Source organism: Paenibacillus sp. CF384 (assembly GCF_900106745.1).
GTDB lineage: Bacteria > Bacillota > Bacilli > Paenibacillales > Paenibacillaceae > Paenibacillus_Z.
The window spans coordinates 18,700-37,043 of sequence record NZ_FNNV01000020.1; the positions used below are offsets into that span (position 1 = coordinate 18,700).

The following is an 18,344-nucleotide window of genomic DNA, read 5'->3' on the forward strand; positions in this document are numbered from 1 at the left end:
TCCTCCTCTCATATAGTAGTTAGTAGACTTTCAGATTCGTTAAGCAAGAGGAGGACGAGTTATGCCTATCTATGATTCAGAAGCGATTTGGAACGGCCAGTTTCCACAGATCACCAGCCTTTCGATTTGTGTGTTCACTACTGACCGACAGCCTTCTACTGCAGCAATCCAAGTCTATCAAGTCGTGCCGTCCGGCACCGGAGTCGACGAGAAAATCCCTTATGTCATGAAGCTGGTTTCGCTAAATCCGATTGGAGAACCAAGCTCCAGCTATACGCTGGACAATGTATATGCAGGAGTCAATGTCTTCGGCGTCCGTATTGAGACAACCGGTATCGGAGGCAGCGGCGTTGCTTTTACCGTTTCAGTCACCAGGGACCATGTTCATGTCGAGGATTATTTCCTCATTGGCAGATTGTGAGCGAGACATAGAAAGAGTAGAAACAGTGCGAGCCTGAGGACTCGGACTCGGACTGTCGGGACGACAGGCATAAGAGCCATTATCCAACCTGTAACGGTTGTGACAGTCGTTATTTGTCCACAAAAGCCCGTTTTTATTTTCTAGCGGTTGCTAGCGGGCTTATTTGGACATTCTCCGGCAAAAATCACCACTTGCGCAGTTAATAACGCTGCTGACAACCGTTAGAGTTTTAAGGGCGGCTGTTTTCATGAAATAGCCACGCTGACAACCGTTACGACAGAATAATAGGTTGGCGAACCGACATATGACGCTAATGACCGCGATTGTGCAGAACACGAAGCTATAGGCTATTTATCAAGCCGATAACGCATGAAACCCAACGTTATAAGAACGTTGGGTTTCTTTTCTTTCTGAAGCCGGGACTTGGCCTCCCGGATTGTTCTTTATGTGACTATTCCGACTTACATATCCGCTCATGCAGAAAATCAACCAGATGCACGGCCTCCATCTTGCCGCTCATCCCATGCTTCTCGATGCCGAGCTTCATCTGCAGCAGACAGCCAGGATTGCTCGTGAGCAAGTAGTGGGCATCCGTTCGTTTCACATGATCCATCTTATGATCGAGAATTTGACCGGCCATATCCGGCTGTGTCAAATTGTAGATCCCTGCAGAGCCGCAGCAGCGATCTGCTTCATGGAGTTCAACGAACTCCGCGTTCGCCACGCTGCGCATCAGCTTACGCGGCGCTTCGGATGAGCGCATCGCGTTGCGAAGATGGCAGGAATCCTGGTAGGTGATGCGGACCTTGTCGGTGGATGCGAAGCTTACGCCGCCCCCTCCGCAGGAGCCGCCGCATCCGGCGGCAGCGGCGGTTTCGGCCGCGGCCGTGCTGGCGCTGACGCTGCCAGCCTTCGCCGAGTCGCCGCCGCTGCTTACTGCGGCTGTCGCCGGAGCGCTCGAGCTCGCCTTCGCCGCACCTCCGCCGCAGCTCGGCGCCGCGGCTGCCTTGCTCGCCGCCACGGCCTGCGTCGCCGCAGCCTGCAGGCGGCCGTGCTCCACGAGCAGCTTGCTCACATCAAGCGTGCGCTTCGCAAACCAAGCTGCGCCTTCCGCCCACTGCGGATCATCGTGCAGCAGGTGGTCGTATTCCACCAGCAGCGCGCCGCAGCCGCCGGCATTGGAAGCGATCCAATCGACGCCGGCCGCCTGAAACGCGCGAATATTGCGCTTGGCCAGCTCCTTCGCCCCAGCTTGCTCGCCGCTGTGCGCATGCAGCGCGCCGCAGCAATTTTGCGTCTCGGGAATAACGACATCGAAGCCGGCTTCGTTCAGCAATTCAACCGTGTGCTTATTCGTTTCCGTGAACAGGACATCCATAATGCAGCCCCTGAACAAACCTACCGTTCCCACGCGCTCACCTGAAGCCGGGTGATAGGAGCCGATTTGCTCGACCACGCCGCGATACGAGGCATTCGGCAAGATCTGCTCCATCTGTCCCATATGGGCCGGTAACAGCTTCATGAGACCGACGCCGCGAACGAGCTTGCGCAATCCGGACTGCTGATAGATTTGCAGCACTCCGCCAAGCAGCCGCATCCGATTCTGATGGGGGAACATCCCCTCGAAGGCGGTCTTGCGTGCCAGCTTCACCCACCAGCGATGGCTCGTCGTATGCTGCTCGATGGAATCGCGCGCCTGCTCCAGCAGCTGTCCGTATTTCACATCGGCAGGACATGCCGGTTCGCAAGCACGACAGCCCAAACAATGATTCATCTGGGTCTCGAACGCATAGTCGGGATCCATGATCCCGTCCGCAACTGCCTTCATTAATGCAATTCGTCCGCGCGGCGATTCCGCTTCAATACCCGTCTCGCGGAAGGTTGGACACGCCGGCAAGCAGAAGCCGCAGCGCATGCAATTAGTGAGCTGATCATAATCGAGCGTGCTCTTCAGCGTCGTCGCGAGCTCACTGCACTTGCCGCCTTCCCTGGATTCAAGCAGAGAGACAAGGGAGTTAGCCATGGCCGAGCACCACCCTTTTGCGTGTTGATTTGGCGAACATTTTGCCCGGATTTAAGATGTTGTTCGGGTCAAAAGCCAGCTTGATCGCCCGCATAACCTCCATGCCTGCCGCGCCTACCTTCCACTCCAAATACGGTGCTTTCACAAGGCCAACGCCATGCTCACCCGTGATCGTGCCGCCGAGCGCGATCGCGGCCTCGAAGATTTCCTCGAAAGCCAGCTCCACACGATGAATCTCATCCTTATCGCGCGCGTCCGTCGTAGCGGTCGGATGCAAATTGCCATCCCCGGCATGGCCAAACGTACAGATCGTCACGTTATGCCGCTCCGCAATCTCGTTGATCGCGAGCACCATCTCGGCGATCTTCGAGCGCGGCACCGTCGCATCCTCCAGAATCGTCGTCGGCCGCAGTCTCGCCAGCGCCGTAAAAGCACTCCGCCGCGCAGTCAGCAGCTTCAGCGCCTCCGCTTCATCGGCTGCTATAGATACCCGCTCCGCATCCTCGCTGCGACAGATCTCCGCGATCCGCTCAATATCCCGCTCCACCATCTCCGGATCGCCATCCTGCTCGATGAGCAGAATCGCATCCATATCCAGCGGGAGTCCCAGCTTCGCGAAATCATCCACGACTCGAATCGTTGGATTGTCCAGAAACTCCAGCGTCGCCGGAATAATGCGGCTCTCAATGATCTTGGAGACCGTGCGCGCCGCGCCGTACAAATCCTTATACATCGCGAGCATCGTCTTCTTCGTCTTCGGAGGCGGGATCAGCTTCAGCGTCGCTTCCGTAATCACGGCAAGCGTGCCTTCCGAGCCGACCAGCAGCTTCGTCAGATCATAGCCGGCAACGTCCTTCATCAGCTTCCCGCCGGTACGAAGAATCTGACCATTTGCGAGTACGGCTTCAAGGCCGATGACGTAATCCTTCGTCGTTCCATATTTCAAGCCGCGAAGCCCGCCTGAGCACTCGGCAATATTGCCTCCGATGGTCGAGATCGCCATGCTGCTCGGGTCCGGCGGGTAGAACAGACCCAGCTGCTCCACATGCGTAATAAACTGCTTCGTATTTAAGCCGGGCTGCACGGTAGCCGTGAGATTCTCGAGATCCACTTCCAGAATGCGGTTCATCCGGTGCATCACCATGACGATCCCGCCTTGAACCGGAACGGTTCCGCCGCATAGATTCGTACCGGAGCCGCGGCTGACAACCGGGATGCGGTGCTCCTGCAGCAGCTTCAATATGGCCGACACCTGTGCCGTATCCGCTGGATAAATCACGCCATCCGGCAGCGATTGCAGCATCGGTGTTCCGTCATAAGAATGGGTAATTAGCGATTCCGGATCATCCTTGAACCACTGCTCGCCAACGATGGCGCGCAGCTTGATTGTGACCGTGTCATGAAGCATGAACAAGTTCCCCCTCAGCGGAAAATAGATCAGGTCGTCTGATGACTTTGCTTTGAAAAAAGTATATCATAGGATGGAGAAATGTGACATCGATAAATAACCGTTATTTCGACAATCAGCCACTCACACGCAGGAGGTTTCTCCCTATGAATAGAATGGAACGCCCGCTCAAGAGTAACGAATGGGTTTCTCGCGAGCTCTACAGCCGCATTACATCAGGTGCCATTCTCCCCGGCGACAAGCTTCCGTCCGTTGTGGACCTCGCCGCTGAATACGGGGTCGGACGCTCTACGATACGCGAAGCATTAAGCGCACTCAAAGCGAAAGGGCTGCTCGATATTCGTCAAGGCGGCGGCACCTTTGTCTTAACGCCTGAACCCGCACAGCTTGAGGACAGCTCACCCGCGGCCCTCAAGGAAGACTGGCTGGGTCGCGCCGATTCCTTGCTTCAGCTGCTGGAAGTGCGCAAAGTGCTCGAAACCGGCTGCGCCGCACTCGCCACTAAGCATCGCAGCGCTGACGATCTTGCCGCCCTGCGCGAGACGCTCCGGCAAATGGAGCAGCAGCTCGCAGACGAAGCCTTCAGCGAGCAAGCAGACGTCCGCTTACATGAGCAAATCGCAGCAGCGACCCACAACCCCATGCTCATCGAGCTCATGAAGTCGCTTTCGATACGGCTGCATGAGAGCATGCGCGATACGCGTTCCCTCTGGTTCTACGCGGAACGGCAATCTGCGCGCAGGCTGCTCGAAGAGCACATTGCCCTCGTCGATGCGATCGAACAGCAGGATGAAGCGCTCGCCTCCTCCCGGATGGAAATTCATCTCGCCAAGGTCGAGCAGGTTCTTCGCGACAAAACAGCCACCTTGTAACGCAAGCTGCGGCTATAACAAAACCGGTATCCCATCGCGGAGATACCGGCTTCCACTCTGCACATCCTATAGATCTTCTTCAATGACCGGAATACGCAGTACGTTCGGATCGGTAAAAATATCAAATTCATCGCGGCTCGTGCTTGAGAACTCCGACACAATCGCGCCTTCACCGCCTGCCTGGAACCAATGCTTCGTACCCGGGGAGATGGTATATTGCTCGCCAGGGTTCAGCTCAATTTCATGAAATACCGTGTAATACGGTGCACTGCCTGTCGGAATCACCGCTTGGATAGCTGGAGTCGGCTCCCCTTCTACATAAAGCCACACTTTACCGAAGCGGCAGCGGAATGTTTCCAGCTTGCCGGGATCTGCGCCAACCGGCGGATGCAGATGCTCGGGGCAGGTTTGGCCGGCGAACAAAACAAGTTCTTTCGCGCAATAGCGATCATTATTAATATACGTGATGAGTTCGAGACCTTGCGATTCCAAATCCTCTAAGCCAAACGTTGCAACCTCGATGTTGTCACGTTCCTCCGCCGTCAACACAATTCCGACTTGACCAAACAACTCCGCCGTCCGCTGCTGTGCAGCACGCACATCGCTCCTCTTCACACTCATCCGCCTCCTTAGGATTCAGCCATTCGCGCAGCCCTCGTCACTGCTTCCAACGGCCCATACCAAACGCCTGCCGCCGCTTGCCCGGTGACCACTGTCGGTTTGCCCTCCACTTGCCCCTTCGCCGCTGTCGGTTCTGCCGCCACTCGCTCCGCAGCCACTGCCGCAGCACCCGCAGCTTCGCTGCTCCAGCCGGGCAATGTCAACGTCACCGCTTTTCTTCGCCAGCCTGTCGCCATGCGCTGCTGCAAGGTCTCCCACGCCGGAACGCCGCTCGTCGCATCCGCATGCTCCACATTGCTGGCGCCTACCGCAACCGCGCCATTCAAGACTGCTTCAGGGCTCAACCCTTTTAGCATTCCGGCTATAAATCCTGCAATCGTGCAATCTCCCGCTCCTGTGGTCCCTGCAACTTCGACCTCAAAACACGGCACGAGCAGCTCGCGGTCCAGCCACGCATCTACATCCGCAGGCGTTCCGGCCCCCATAGCCGTCAACTTCTCGCGATTGTCTGTTGTCCGCAGGTACAGCCCGTGCTCGCCGAGCTTCAGCACAACGACGCTGACGCCAAGCTCCAGCAGCTCTTGCGACAGCTCCCGCAGAAGCGGACCGTCTGCGAACGGCAGCAAATCATTCGTATCATGAACGGCTAACAGCCGGTCGTAGTCTTCACGCCGGAGCATATACAGAATCTCCTCGAAGCTCGGGAGGAACACATCTACGTACGGCAGCGCTTTCATAAACACGCTCCGCCAGTCTGCTAAACCTGCAGGCGATTCCGGATCGGGTTTCGCCAGATCCAGCGATACCGTCAGCCCTGCTTCCTTCACGCGCGAGAGCAGCTCAGCCAATTCCATTCCGCCGTCCTCGTACATATTCCGCATCAGCGGCGGGTAACCGAAGTGGAACAACCGCGCGCCTCTCAGCGCTTCAATCGGAAGATCATCGGCCGAATACGTATCGTTAGCCCCCGTACAATGGAGGAAAATCCGGTCGATGTTCGGCGGACTGATAACAAGCGAGTAGGAAGTATGCTCACCGGGAGCAACGATCATGCCACCTGCAAGCTCCTGTCCATATCCGCGCAGCACATCCAAGATAGCCCCTCCGAACAAATCATCGCCGATCTTGCCCATCAGCTTCGTGCCTATACCAAGCCGGTGCAGCGCAAGTCCCGTATTGGACACAGCCCCGCCGGTTGATATCACGGCTGCCCCAATGTCCACCAGTTTGCCCGGAACGAGGATTGCGTCCATTCCGTCTTTCTTCGCCTGCATAGCAGGGATAACATCCAGACAAATATGACCCGCCACCACAACTTCGACATCCGCGTTTGCGCGTAAAGCGCTCAAGCTCAAGGCTAATCCCTCCAGTCGATCGTTACGGTTTCTCCGGTGCGCTGCGATGCCAGTGCCGCCGTAAATACAAGATGGCTGCCACGCGCTTCTTCCGGGGTTGCGCAATAAAACGGCTGCCTCATCCCATCCTTGCCGCTGACAAGTTCATCGCAGAACGCAGCCCACATTTGCAATATCGAATCCGAGAAGCCAAACTCGAAGATCCCGCCCGTAATCGTCCCATAAGCAGACTTATACGGTACGTCCACCGTATGCCACGCCTGCTGCTTACCCGGCGAATAAGGGAGCGAAGATACTTGCTTCGGATTCTTCGTGCTGAATTCCGCGGACATCTCCGTTCCTTGAATGCGAATAAACCAAGTATTCGCATGTCCCGGTGCAATTCTTTTCGTGGATAACACCATTGGGAACTCTTGATCAGCTGTCTTCACTTCGCAGGCTAACACTGCATTATCCCATGTTTCGCAAGGAACCTTATCGCCTTTGCCATCCGGTCGCTCGGATACGATCTTGCTCAGCAAAGCACGTACATTCGCTGGCTTCCAACCGAATCGCATCGGCAGATGAAGCACATGCATCCCCAGATCGCCCATGCAACCATACTCGCCATTGGTAGCTACGCGGCGTTTCCAATTAATCGGCTTCGTCGGATCGAGGTCACTCGAATGCCAGAAGCCTGCCTCCACCTCGATGATTCGCCCGAATTTATTTTCATTCACCCATTGAATGATCTGATGTGCTCCCGGATAGAAAGGGAACTCCGATGAACAGCGGACAATCACCTCGGGATGCGCGATCATTGCGGCATTAATGCGTGAATTCGCTTCTTTGTCGATGCCGAAAGGTTTCTCGCCAAGCAAATGCTTGCCTGCGGCAATAATATCCACATAGATTTGCGCATGCAAATTATGCGGAACAGCGCAGTATACAGCATCCACATCAGGGTCGGACAGCAGCATCTTATAGTCCGAATACACGCGCTCTACGCTTGGCACCTGACGTTGAAACCACTCCGCCGCCGCAGGATTTGCATCACATACCGCCACAATACGGGGTTCAAACCCGACTCCCTCCAGGTGCAGCCATCTTGCCGCCGCACTGGCGAACTCCTTGCCCATCAAGCCGCAGCCGATGACGCCGAAACGAACGATATGTTTCTCCATCCTACTTCGCACCCTCTCCGCCTAGAATGGCCAGTGCTTCCGATGCCGCAGCACCATGATGCACGATCGACATCAGTGCATTCGTCATGCCTGCCGGATTCGGGTGCTGAATGACATTACGGCCATATACGATACCGGATGCGCCTTGGTTCATCAGCTCTACCGTACGATTCACGATTTCTTCGTCGCTTGCCCGACCGCCGCCGCGAACTAGCACCGGAATCCCGGAGGCTACTTCAATAACGCGGTGATATTCCGTCACATCGTCGCATGGATCAGCTTTGATGACATCCGCGCCAAGCTCCACGCCTTGGCGAACAAGCGGCATGATTTTGGTAATATCGCCGTCAACCATATAGCCGCCTTTCGCCGCGTTCGGCAGCATAACCAGCGGTTCGACCATAAGCGGCATGCCGTATTTCTCGCACTCGCTCTTAAGCAGCGAGATGTTCCGCACGCACTGATGATGCAGCTCCGGCTGACCCGGCAGCAGCAGCAGGTTCACGCATACCGCGACGGCATCGAGCGCGACCGCCTTCTCAATTGCACGATCCACAAGCTCGCTAAACAAGAAACGCGGCAGCTCTGTTCCATAGATATTCGCTGCATCCGTACGCAGGACAAGTCCGGGCTTCTTCTTGCCGGGAACCGCCTGCAGCCACTTCGCTTGACCGATGCTGAGCTGAATGCAATCCGGATTCGCCTGGACGATCGTTTCAATCGCCTGCTTCATATTCTCGATACCCGATAGGAAGGAAAACTCATTGAAGAAACCATGATCTACCGCTACATCAAAACACTTCCCTTGCTCGCTAAACATCCGATTGAGACGTGGTGCTGTCGATGCCATATCTACCATTCCCCTCTGTTCTGTTGGAACAAATAATGTTCGTTTATAACATTATTCTATATGACCTTATCCTACCTGTCTATCAAAATGTTTAAAACAAACACATAATGACATGCCTATTACGCTTCCAACAGCTCAAGCCCATTCTCGCGACAAGCCTCAATCAGCGATTGCTCGGGCAACTGATCGCAAATAACGCGATGGACCGCTGACAGCGGAGCGAACGAGAACAGCTCCTTCGCCCCATATTTCGTATGGTCGACGACGACATTGACCTCTGTCGCTTGCACGATGGCCATCCGTTTGATTTCAGCCTCGTACATGTTGGAGTTGCTGAAGCCATGCTTTGCCGTAATCCCTGTCGCGCCAAGGAACACACGGTCAAACGCCATTTTCCCAATCGCCTCTACCGTTCCGGGACCTACTAGCGTAGACGTCGTTTCCAGCGCCATCCCACCCGTGACAACGGTGGTAATCCCTCGTTCCAGAAGCTCCATTGCGATATTCAGTGCATTCGTCACTACCGTGATATTCATTCCCGCCCTCAAGTGCCGCGCGACATAGAGGGTAGTCGTGCCGCCGTCGATAAATATCGAATCGTTCTCGATTACGAGTGCTGCCGCTGCTCTTCCGATTCGATTCTTCTCCTCGGTCATCACGACGGACCGATCCTGCAGCGCCACATCTTTCGATGCCAATATGGCACCGCCGAAGGTGCGCTTCACGTAACCCGCCAGCTCCAGCTTCTCCAGATCGCGGCGAATCGTCATCTCCGTCACGCCGAATGTTTCCTTAAGCCCGGCTACCTTCACCTCGCCGCTGTTCTCCAGCATCCCGAGCAGCTGCTGCTGTCTCTCATTCATGCTTATCGTCATCTAGCTCACTCGCCCTTCCGCACTGCCTTTTAGCTAACTGTCAATTCCAATTCATAGACCAGCGATTCCCCGGCCTCCAGCATGACCAAGCTTCCCCGCTGGCGTTCAATTTCCATCCCTTCCACATCGCAGTTCGAAGGTTCGATGCCAAGGGCATGAACGCCGGCGCCCGGCATTTTCCACTGGACCAGCTTCGGAAGCGTGTCCGTGTTCCAGCTCAGCTTCACCGCTATCGGCGAAGTGTGTCCCATTGCAATTGGGAACTCTGGTTGGTGGATCGTTACGGATGCTTTCTCGCCTACACGCTCGGGCAGTTCATGATAATACACGCGCTCCGCATATTCCGGATCCGGCGTATCCCAGCGGTCGTAGCCCTCAACCGGAACTTCAGCTTCACGCGGCACAACCTTATCCCCATCCGGGAACTCGATCCGCGACTGTTCCGTCAGCAGCGGATAACCAAAATTCACATGATACAGCATCATATGCGGACAAACTTTGAAGCCTGCATTCTCTACGACGTCGCGGATCGTAACTCGATTCTCGCCCAGTCTGCATCGGATCTCGCGCCTAAGCCGAAGATGACCGCCGAACATGGACGTATCCTCCAGCGTTCCTGCAATTCGTATCTCGTACTCATCACCTTCCCACCAACCTTCGGCAACCACTTGCCTTGCAGACGTATGATGGGCTCTGCCGTGCAAACCGTAGTTCCGGCCATCCACTTGACTCGGCGATCCCGCGCTAATCAATCCGCAAGTCATCAACAAACCACCCGAAGCGGTGCGGAGCCATCCTAATCCCTGATCATCATAGTGAGAAGGATGCACATCTCCGTTTGCCGACTGCCAGGATAGCGATCCACCTCCGAACGATGCAGATGAGATATCTAGTCCCTTATCCGGCATCACATCAAACGATAAGCCTGCTCCTGTTCGAACAGACAGCACCGATGAACCGGCTTCATTGCCTTCCGTCAACGTCAGCCTGCGAATCCCGCCAATTTGCTCGATTCGCCCGACTCTGGCTTCTATTTCCCTGCGTGTATACTGTCGTCCATGCAGCTGCATCGCGTTCGCACTCCCCTGTTCGATTCAAACATCATTTGTTCCTTATTCACATATTTTACTGGTTTGCTATCTGTCTGTAAACATAAGCCTATACGAACTTGCCTGGTGCGCGAAAGTTCATGATGAGCGCCTTAGTTATTGCATTTGAAAGTGTTGCAAATCATGCAACATTAGAACCCATTCAGACCTCTATTCTCTCAAATGTTGCAGTACATACAACATTAACTGGAGAATTCATTGCTATCGAGCCATTCCAACTAATAATGCTGCATAAATTGCAACATTTCCCTCAAATCCCCCCGTCACCGCTTCAAATGCTGCATTTCTTGCAACATTTCACAACCAGGTGTGCGAAAAGAGCAACTTTGCACCTCCCCTAAAGCAGAAAGCCCCTAAACGCAAAAAAGTGACGCAGAACATGCTTCTGCGTCACCTTTTAATCTTATACTTGTTTGCTTAACTGCCGAACAATACATCCAGTACCGGCTTCGTATGACCGCCCGGATACAAGAGATAGAGCAGCACGTAAACTGTAATTCCGGTGATTGCCGTGAAGAACCAGATGACTGACGTCACGCGACCCCATTTGCGATGTTTGGCAAAACGGCTCTTGAAGCCAAGTGTCAGCGTTGTGATTCCGAATACGGCGCCTACTGTTGCCAGCACGATGTGGAAGAATAGGAATGTCAGATAGTAGGGCTTCAATTCATCTGAGCCGCCCCAATCTGTATTGCCGACGAATATCGTACGCGATACGTAGATGATAAAGAAAAGCATTGCAGACACAGCGCCCGCAATCATCACTTTCTTGTGAGACTCAAACCTTCTCTTGATAGCCAGGCTCCAGCCGATTGCAACGAGAATCGCACTAAGTGCGATAAAGGAAGTACTTATAGTAGGCAATAACGTGTAAAGTGACAAGGAGCATCCCGTCCATTCATGAAATATCAAACCTATCTTTTAGCTAAGCGCACCACTGTCCGGCAATTCATCGTCGGAATCAGCATGTTCTTTCTTATACCAATGGAAGAAGACATAGGCCAGAATTGCGCCGTACATCACTTCTTGAACCAGCTTCATGACGATACCGCCTAGCTGCTGGTCTTCGGTTACGCCCATTAAATTGAAGAAGGTCGGTCCGCCGTCATAACTCGAGAGCAGTACACTCGGATCGCCGGCTACGCAATAGCCCATCGCCTGAGCCCAAACTTCAGGGTCGTTGTAAGTCGCATACATCGGATGACTGGCGAAAATAATAAGCGCACAAGCCGGCGTAAGCAGCATGCCGCTTGCGAATATATACGCCATTTTACGAACATCGGTCAGACGATTCCACTCCGGTACCGGGCACGTAATCTGGAACCACATCATAAACGAAGTGGCAAGTAATACCAAGTAGTAGATTCGATGAATCGTAAAATGCGTCATGACATAGTCATGAACAGCCGGTACGTGATACACCGAGAATAACATATTAAACAAGACTAACGTGAAGATTGGATTCATTAACGAGCTGAATCTTCTCCAGAACGGTCTGGCAAACACATAACGCCAAATATATGCGGGAATGCCGAGCAAGAGCAGCGGCGGCACGATTAAATACGATAGGGACATATTCACCATATGGAAGGTGAACATCATGTGGCCAAGCAGTTCGAGTGGTCCGCCTTGCGCCAAATAATAAAGCACCATTCCAGATACAAACAAGATCTTCTGCAGCACCGTGACACGAGGTTCAGTGGGCGCATGTTTTTCCTTCCAAGGTCCAGCCAAGTAGAAATAGAGGATAACCAATGCTGTCATCATGAAGAAAACCCACGGGCTCCATAACTCTTCAAAGCTGAAATATTGCAATCCGAGCATGATGGTACCCCTTTCCATACAAACACACATTTACAACAAAAGAGGGGGCCAACTAGGACCTCCCTCTCTTCAATTTAAACCCGTATTACCACCAAGCCCAATATTCGGCCATGATGACAATCGTGAATACAACGAACACGCCCATTAGAATACCGACAATCGGGAAAATATGACCGCGGTCTTTCATGTGCATCCAGAAGCCCATTTGAACGAACACCTGAACTAACGCCATCAGAACCAATGAGATGTAGATAAACGAAGTGTTAATCTCGCCTGCAGCAACCATTGCAAACGCAATGATGGTGAGCAGAATCGAGAAGATGAAAGCAATGATATGCTTCTTAGGACCTTCGTGTTTATGGTGTTTCTTCTCTTCGGCAGCAGAATGTTGACCAGCCATTCGTTAGCCCACCTTTCCCATCAAGTACACGACGGTGAAGATGAATACCCACACGACGTCGATAAAGTGCCAATACATGCCGGCAACATATATCTTAGGAGCAGTTACGACATTTAGACCTTTTTTGAAGATCTGCGCGATCAGAATCGAAATCCAGAGAACCCCGAACAATACGTGAGCACCGTGGAAGCCGACTAGCGTATAGAACGATGTACTGAATGCGCTCGTTGAGAACTTATGTCCTTCGTGAACGTAATGCGTGAACTCATAAATCTCTAGGCCCAAGAACGCAAGACCGAAGAGAACGGTGATAACAAGCCACCATATCATCGACTTTACTTTATTCGTGTGCATCGATTGAATCGCGAACACGCTAGTCAAGGAGGATGTTAACAAGATGAACGTTGCGATTGCAACGGTTTTAAGATCGAACAACTCCATCGGAGTTGGGTTGCCGTCGCCTACTTGGTGGCGGAGTGCCAGGTACGCCGAGAACAACGTACCGAACAATACCGTTTCACCGCCAAGGAACAGCCAGAAACCAAGAACTTTATTACGTCCCTCAAGGGTTGCCTTTTCCGGCTCATGAGGGAGTTTGCCGTCTACGTGTGTATGTCCGCTCATGCTTTAACCCCCTTATTCCCTTGAATCTCATCCACTTCGATATGGAAACCGTGATCGTCATACACCGAACGCAAGAACATGCACGCAAGTGTAATCAGCATTCCGAATATCGCGACAATGTGATGATTTAGAATATACGCCCAAGCGCCTGTACCGTAATCGCCCTTCGCGTACATGAATCCAAGACCTGCGATGAACAAGCCAATCGACATGAAGAAAGGAAGAATGGATGGTGAAGGCATGTGAATCGGACCAAGCGGTTCAGCCGGCACCATTTCTGTTTTGCCTTCCATTTTCTCTTTCCAGTAAGCATCGTATCCGCGAACAAGCGGAGTTTGTGCAAAGTTGAACTCCGGTGCCGGAGAAGGAATCGTCCATTCCAGCGTACGGCCGTCTTCCCACGGATCATTGCTTGCATTGCGTGGTTTCATGGATGTGATAACAATGTTAAGCAAGAAGAGAATCGTACCGACGCCCATTAGCATTGCGCCAATTGTACTGATCAAGTTCAAGTTGTTGAAGCCGAGGCCGTCTAGGTAAGTCCATACACGACGCGGCATACCCATCAAACCAAGGAAATGCTGCACGAAGAATGTAAGGTGGAAGCCGATAAAGAACGTCCAGAACATGATTTTGCCGAGTGTCTCGTTAAGCATGCGACCGAACATCTTAGGCCACCAGTAGTACAAACCTGCGAACAGACCCATGATCAAACCACCAACGATAACGTAGTGGAAATGGGCAACTACGAAGTACGAATCGTGATATTGGAAGTCAGCTGGTGCTGCTGCAAGCATAACGCCCGTTACGCCACCCATTACGAATGTCGGAACGAAACCTACTGCGAACAGATTTGCCGTTGTGAAACGGATCGAACCGCCCCACATCGTGAACAACCAGTTGAAGATTTTGATACCTGTCGGAACTGCGATCAACATGGTTGCAATGGAGAACAATGCGTTCGCAACCGGTCCAAGACCCGTCGTGAACATATGATGCGCCCAAACCATGAAGCCCAAGAAACCGATCAAAACAGTTGCAAATACCATGGAGCTGTAACCGAACAACCGTTTACGCGAGAATACGCTGATGACTTCGGAGATAACCCCGAAAGCAGGCAGGATCAAGATGTAAACCTCAGGATGTCCGAAGATCCAGAAGATATGCTCCCAGAGTACAGCATTACCGCCGTTAGTCGGTTCGAAGAAGTTACCGCTGAATACGCGGTCAAACATCATCGCTACCAAACCGACTGTCAGTGCAGGGAAAGCGAACAAGATAAGCGCCGAAGTAATGAACGCAGACCATGTAAACATTGGCATACGCATGAAGCTCATTCCCGGTGCACGCATGTTGATAATAGTTGCCAAGAAGTTAATACCGCCAACCAACGTTCCGATACCGGCGATTTGAAGACCGATAACATAATAATCGAGACCGTGCGTTGTACTATAAGTCGATGTCGAAAGTGGTGCGTATGCTGTCCATCCCGCATCCGGCGCGCCGCCGGCAAACCAGCTGACGTTCAGTAGAACGCCGCCTGCGAAGAATGTCCAGAAGCCGATTGCGTTAACGAACGGGAACGCAACGTCCCGCGCTCCGATTTGCAACGGTACGATCGCATTCATTAAGGCGAATATGATCGGCATCGCCGCAAGGAAGATCATTGTTGTACCGTGCATCGTCAGCAATTCGTTGAACGTATGCGCCGCTACGAAATCATTCAACGGCTTCCATAGCTGAATCCGAATCAGGAGTGCTTCCAATCCGCCAACCAGGAAGAAGAATCCGCCTGATATCAGATATAGAATGCCGATTTTTTTATGGTCAACGGTCGTCAGCCAATCCATCAGGCCACTATACCGTTTAACCGCATGTCCGTGAGCCAAAGTAGGTACCTCCTTCATTCCGTAAGTAATTAATATTCTAGCTTCAAGCCTGCCAGGTATTTCGCGATGGCATCGACTTGCTCTTTGGTGAGGTCAACCTTAGGCATCAATGTGCCTGGTTTTACTTTTTGTGGATCTGCAATCCATCTCTTCAGGTTCTCTTCAACCGTACCTTCGTTAGCGTATTGCGCTTGGTCCGTATTAACCAGAATACCTGCTACCGATTGTTTGCTTCCGATACCCGTCAGATTCGGATAAATTTGTCCGCCGTTGCCGCCGATTGCGTGGCAAGACAAGCACTGTTTATTAAGCAGTTCCGCGATTTCCTGATTCTCAGGCAGCGCAACCGGATTCTTCATAGCAGCTACCCAGCGTTCGAATGAAGCGCGGTCTACAACCTTCACTTTGAAATCCATCAAGGAGTGAGAAGGTCCGCAGAGCTCGGCACATTTACCTAAGTACACACCTGTCTTCGGTGCTTTGAAGTACATAATGTTCACGTTGCCGCCCGGATTCGTATCTGTTTTACCAGCTAGCGATGGAATCCAGAAGGAGTGAAGCACGTCTGCTGTTTTCGCTTCGATCGAGATAACCGCATCGTTTGGAATGAGCAGCTCTTGTGCAGTCTTCACGCCAAGGTTCGGATATTCGAACTCCCACCAGTATTGGTGAGCCGTAACTTTAACTTGTATTGCAGCCGGATCCTTCGTATAGTCCTTCGCGAGCCCGAATACGGACTTAACGGTCGGAACGCCGAGGATGATCAGCAGGATAATCGGAATGACTGTCCAAATAATCTCCAGCTTGTGATTCCCTTCCACTTGAACAGGGATCGATTTGTCGCCTGGACGGCGGCGAAAGCGAATAATAACATAAACTGCAATAGCGAAAACGACTAGAACGACCCCGATCATAACCCAGATCGTTAATTTCATTAGTCCGTACTGTTCTTCGGCAACCGGCCCTTGCGGTCTAAGCGTCGACAAGTCAGCTCGTCCGCAAGCTGACAGCAGCAACACCATTCCGGCAAGAAGCGGCATTAGCCGTTTTAGAACGTGCCACCGATTCATCATCAATCAACCCCACTTTTTACGTTTTCGCAGCTGCCGTAGATGGCGCAAAAAGCGGCTGTGCTGCGTGAAATCCTAGATGTTTAGACAACTTCTTCAATCTAATCACTTTATTAAATATAAAGTTGAAGGTGTTATTTGTCAATGTTCCCAGGCGTGTTCACAAATTGTTCTCATACCAGTAAAATCGCCGATTTTCACGGTTTTTCCGCTTGCCATTTTACCGTTTCGAACCACCATGTCTATCCTACATTGTGTGCAAAAACCATGGTTCTTTATGTATCGAAATAGCATGCATATTTGTTTCCCTCTAGCCCATCCTAAAGCTAGGTTAATGAAAGGAGCTACCCTTAATGAAAAAGCGAGCAGCTTATCGTTTGTTTCTCATTTTGATTGCCGCCGGTGCAATGGTAACCGTCATGGCCTTAAGCGGCTGTAACTACGAGCGCCATGTTCAGAACAGCACGTTCGACTACGGCTCTAAGAAGAAAGGCGATCCGAAGATGCTCGGCAGCCGGATGTATGGCACAATGAGCGGATTGCCGGGTCAGCACGACAACGACTGGTTTGAATACAGCTCCCTCATTTCGAATGATGTGTCTAATGTGAACGGTGTCGCCGGTGCAATCGTCATGCTTACCGATAAGAATGCTTATGTCGCCATTACAACAGACTGGACTGCTACTGGCACGCGCAAAACAGGCGGTCCCAAAGAGCAAAATAACGGCGGTACAACGGAAGGCGTCTATAATGTCGACAACGGCAGCCCTTATTGGAACAACCAGCGAGTCGCAACACCTTACAACTCTGCTCTCACCATCAATGACCACAATGAAATCTCCGGTGAATTGAAGCAGACGATCGCCATTCATGTCCGCAAGCTGGCTCCGGCTGTACAGGAGGTTCATATCTCGGCGAACAAAGAGTTCAACAACCACATGGTACAATACGCACAGGAGGCTTGGGCTGGACATTCCCTCACGCCGTGGCTGTCTTCATTTAATAAACTCGTTAAACATCAATTCGTTGGCGGGAACGAAGTTCCGCAACCGATCGATAGTCAGCTTCGAGCTCGCGCTCACATGAACCCTTAATAACGATTGTGTTCATACGATTAGCCGGACTGATGCGCAGTATGCGTTTCAGTCCTCTTTTGCGAGTTGTAAATGACATCTATATAATGAAGGGAAAATTCAACCTTGTATTTATTACATGGTATAAGTGTGCTCAAATCGAGGATGACGCAGACTTGACAAATTACCGAAAAACAATTATCTTTAAATTAAGATATCAAATATTAAGACAAAACTTGCCGCATTCGAGGTGAATATCATGTCTAACGAGACCGATCAGGAATTGCATCTCTTCATTACATTGTCCCGAGCTCATCAGTGGGTCAGCGCTCATGTTCATCAAGATATCCGCAAGCACAGCCTCAACCCGACGGAGTTTGGCGTACTCGAGCTCCTGTATCATAAGGGTGAGCAGCCGCTGCAGCAAATTGGCGAGAAAATTCTGATGACGAGCGGAAACATTACTTATGTCATCGACAAACTTGTGGCCAAAGGATTGGCGCATCGCAAAGCCTGCCCGACTGATCGTCGCGTGATCTATGCTGAAATTACGAAGCAAGGCATACAATTTCTTGATGATGTCTTTCCGAGTCACCGTGAAGTGATCTCCGCGGCAGTGAGTGGTTTATCGTCCGAAGAACAGAAGCAAGCCATTCTTCTATTAAAGAAACTCGGTATCGCAGCACAAAACAGCTTTTCGTAGCCCTTCTTCCTTTCGATTTGACGGAATGGATATCTTAATTTTAAGAAACTTAATATTTTTATTG

General features: G+C 52.0%; 18 protein-coding genes. 4 read left to right on the forward strand and 14 right to left on the reverse strand.

Annotated features, from left to right (window positions below):
• Positions 1-61: 61 nt before the first annotated feature.
• The gene (locus BLW29_RS25835; protein ID WP_090985081.1) at positions 62-421 is read left to right on the forward strand and encodes a hypothetical protein; all 360 of its coding nucleotides are present in this window, start codon (positions 62-64) and stop codon (positions 419-421) included.
• A gap of 451 nt (positions 422-872) precedes the next feature.
• On the opposite strand, the gene BLW29_RS25840 is transcribed toward BLW29_RS25835, so the two are convergent.
• Positions 873-2,444, reverse strand: a complete 1,572-nt coding sequence (locus BLW29_RS25840) for a (Fe-S)-binding protein (RefSeq protein ID WP_090985083.1) — start codon at positions 2,442-2,444, stop codon at positions 873-875.
• On the reverse strand, positions 2,437-3,852 hold the full coding sequence (locus tag BLW29_RS25845; protein ID WP_090985085.1) for an FAD-linked oxidase C-terminal domain-containing protein: 1,416 nt from the start codon (positions 3,850-3,852) through the stop codon (positions 2,437-2,439). The genes BLW29_RS25840 and BLW29_RS25845 overlap by 8 nt, the downstream gene beginning before the upstream one ends.
• 146 nt (positions 3,853-3,998) lie before the next feature.
• Here BLW29_RS25845 and BLW29_RS25850 point away from each other — a divergent pair, with 146 nt between their 5' ends.
• Positions 3,999-4,724, forward strand: coding sequence for a FadR/GntR family transcriptional regulator (locus BLW29_RS25850; RefSeq protein ID WP_256208906.1), 726 nt, complete (start codon positions 3,999-4,001; stop codon positions 4,722-4,724).
• A gap of 66 nt (positions 4,725-4,790) precedes the next feature.
• Here the strand turns inward: BLW29_RS25850 and BLW29_RS25855 are convergent, their stop codons facing one another.
• The 12 genes from BLW29_RS25855 to coxB all read right to left on the reverse strand — a co-directional run bounded on the left by BLW29_RS25855 (position 4,791) and on the right by coxB (position 16,507).
• Positions 4,791-5,345 (reverse strand): D-lyxose/D-mannose family sugar isomerase, encoded by a 555-nt coding sequence (locus BLW29_RS25855; RefSeq protein WP_090985087.1) that lies wholly within the window; start codon positions 5,343-5,345, stop codon positions 4,791-4,793.
• Positions 5,346-5,353: 8 nt separating this feature from the next.
• On the reverse strand, positions 5,354-6,700 hold the full coding sequence (locus tag BLW29_RS25860) for a carbohydrate kinase family protein (protein ID WP_256208908.1): 1,347 nt from the start codon (positions 6,698-6,700) through the stop codon (positions 5,354-5,356).
• A 2-nt stretch (positions 6,701-6,702) separates the two neighbouring features.
• Positions 6,703-7,863 (reverse strand): Gfo/Idh/MocA family protein, encoded by a 1,161-nt coding sequence (locus tag BLW29_RS25865; RefSeq protein WP_090985089.1) that lies wholly within the window; start codon positions 7,861-7,863, stop codon positions 6,703-6,705.
• Between the two features lies 1 nt (position 7,864).
• A complete protein-coding gene (locus tag BLW29_RS25870) occupies positions 7,865-8,713 on the reverse strand; it encodes a class I fructose-bisphosphate aldolase (RefSeq protein WP_090985091.1) in 849 nt (282 codons plus the stop codon).
• A 119-nt stretch (positions 8,714-8,832) separates the two neighbouring features.
• Positions 8,833-9,588: a DeoR/GlpR family DNA-binding transcription regulator gene (locus BLW29_RS25875; protein WP_090985093.1), complete on the reverse strand. Its 756-nt coding sequence runs from the start codon at positions 9,586-9,588 to the stop codon at positions 8,833-8,835.
• A 29-nt stretch (positions 9,589-9,617) separates the two neighbouring features.
• On the reverse strand, positions 9,618-10,658 hold the full coding sequence (locus tag BLW29_RS25880) for an aldose 1-epimerase family protein (protein ID WP_090985095.1): 1,041 nt from the start codon (positions 10,656-10,658) through the stop codon (positions 9,618-9,620).
• Between the two features lie 456 nt (positions 10,659-11,114).
• On the reverse strand, positions 11,115-11,579 hold the full coding sequence (locus BLW29_RS25885) for a DUF420 domain-containing protein (RefSeq protein WP_090985097.1): 465 nt from the start codon (positions 11,577-11,579) through the stop codon (positions 11,115-11,117).
• 39 nt (positions 11,580-11,618) lie between these two features.
• Positions 11,619-12,521, reverse strand: coding sequence for a cytochrome c oxidase assembly factor CtaG (gene ctaG, locus BLW29_RS25890; protein ID WP_090985099.1), 903 nt, complete (start codon positions 12,519-12,521; stop codon positions 11,619-11,621).
• An 85-nt stretch (positions 12,522-12,606) separates the two neighbouring features.
• Positions 12,607-12,921, reverse strand: a complete 315-nt coding sequence (locus BLW29_RS25895; RefSeq protein WP_090985102.1) for a cytochrome C oxidase subunit IV family protein — start codon at positions 12,919-12,921, stop codon at positions 12,607-12,609.
• 3 nt (positions 12,922-12,924) lie between these two features.
• A complete protein-coding gene (locus BLW29_RS25900; protein ID WP_090985104.1) occupies positions 12,925-13,545 on the reverse strand; it encodes a cytochrome (ubi)quinol oxidase subunit III in 621 nt (206 codons plus the stop codon).
• Positions 13,542-15,395, reverse strand: a complete 1,854-nt coding sequence (ctaD, locus tag BLW29_RS25905) for a cytochrome c oxidase subunit I (RefSeq protein ID WP_177186833.1) — start codon at positions 15,393-15,395, stop codon at positions 13,542-13,544. Before ctaD ends, BLW29_RS25900 begins: the two co-directional genes overlap by 4 nt.
• A 68-nt stretch (positions 15,396-15,463) precedes the next feature.
• Positions 15,464-16,507, reverse strand: coding sequence for a cytochrome c oxidase subunit II (gene coxB / locus BLW29_RS25910; protein WP_090985109.1), 1,044 nt, complete (start codon positions 16,505-16,507; stop codon positions 15,464-15,466).
• Between the two features lie 350 nt (positions 16,508-16,857).
• Here coxB and BLW29_RS25915 point away from each other — a divergent pair, with 350 nt between their 5' ends.
• Together BLW29_RS25915 and BLW29_RS25920 are read left to right on the forward strand one after the other, a co-directional pair.
• Complete coding sequence (locus tag BLW29_RS25915) at positions 16,858-17,598, forward strand: hypothetical protein (protein WP_090985111.1); 741 nt, start codon at positions 16,858-16,860, stop codon at positions 17,596-17,598.
• A 238-nt stretch (positions 17,599-17,836) separates the two neighbouring features.
• The gene (locus tag BLW29_RS25920) at positions 17,837-18,280 is read left to right on the forward strand and encodes a MarR family winged helix-turn-helix transcriptional regulator (protein WP_090985112.1); all 444 of its coding nucleotides are present in this window, start codon (positions 17,837-17,839) and stop codon (positions 18,278-18,280) included.
• Positions 18,281-18,344: the final 64 nt, after the last annotated feature.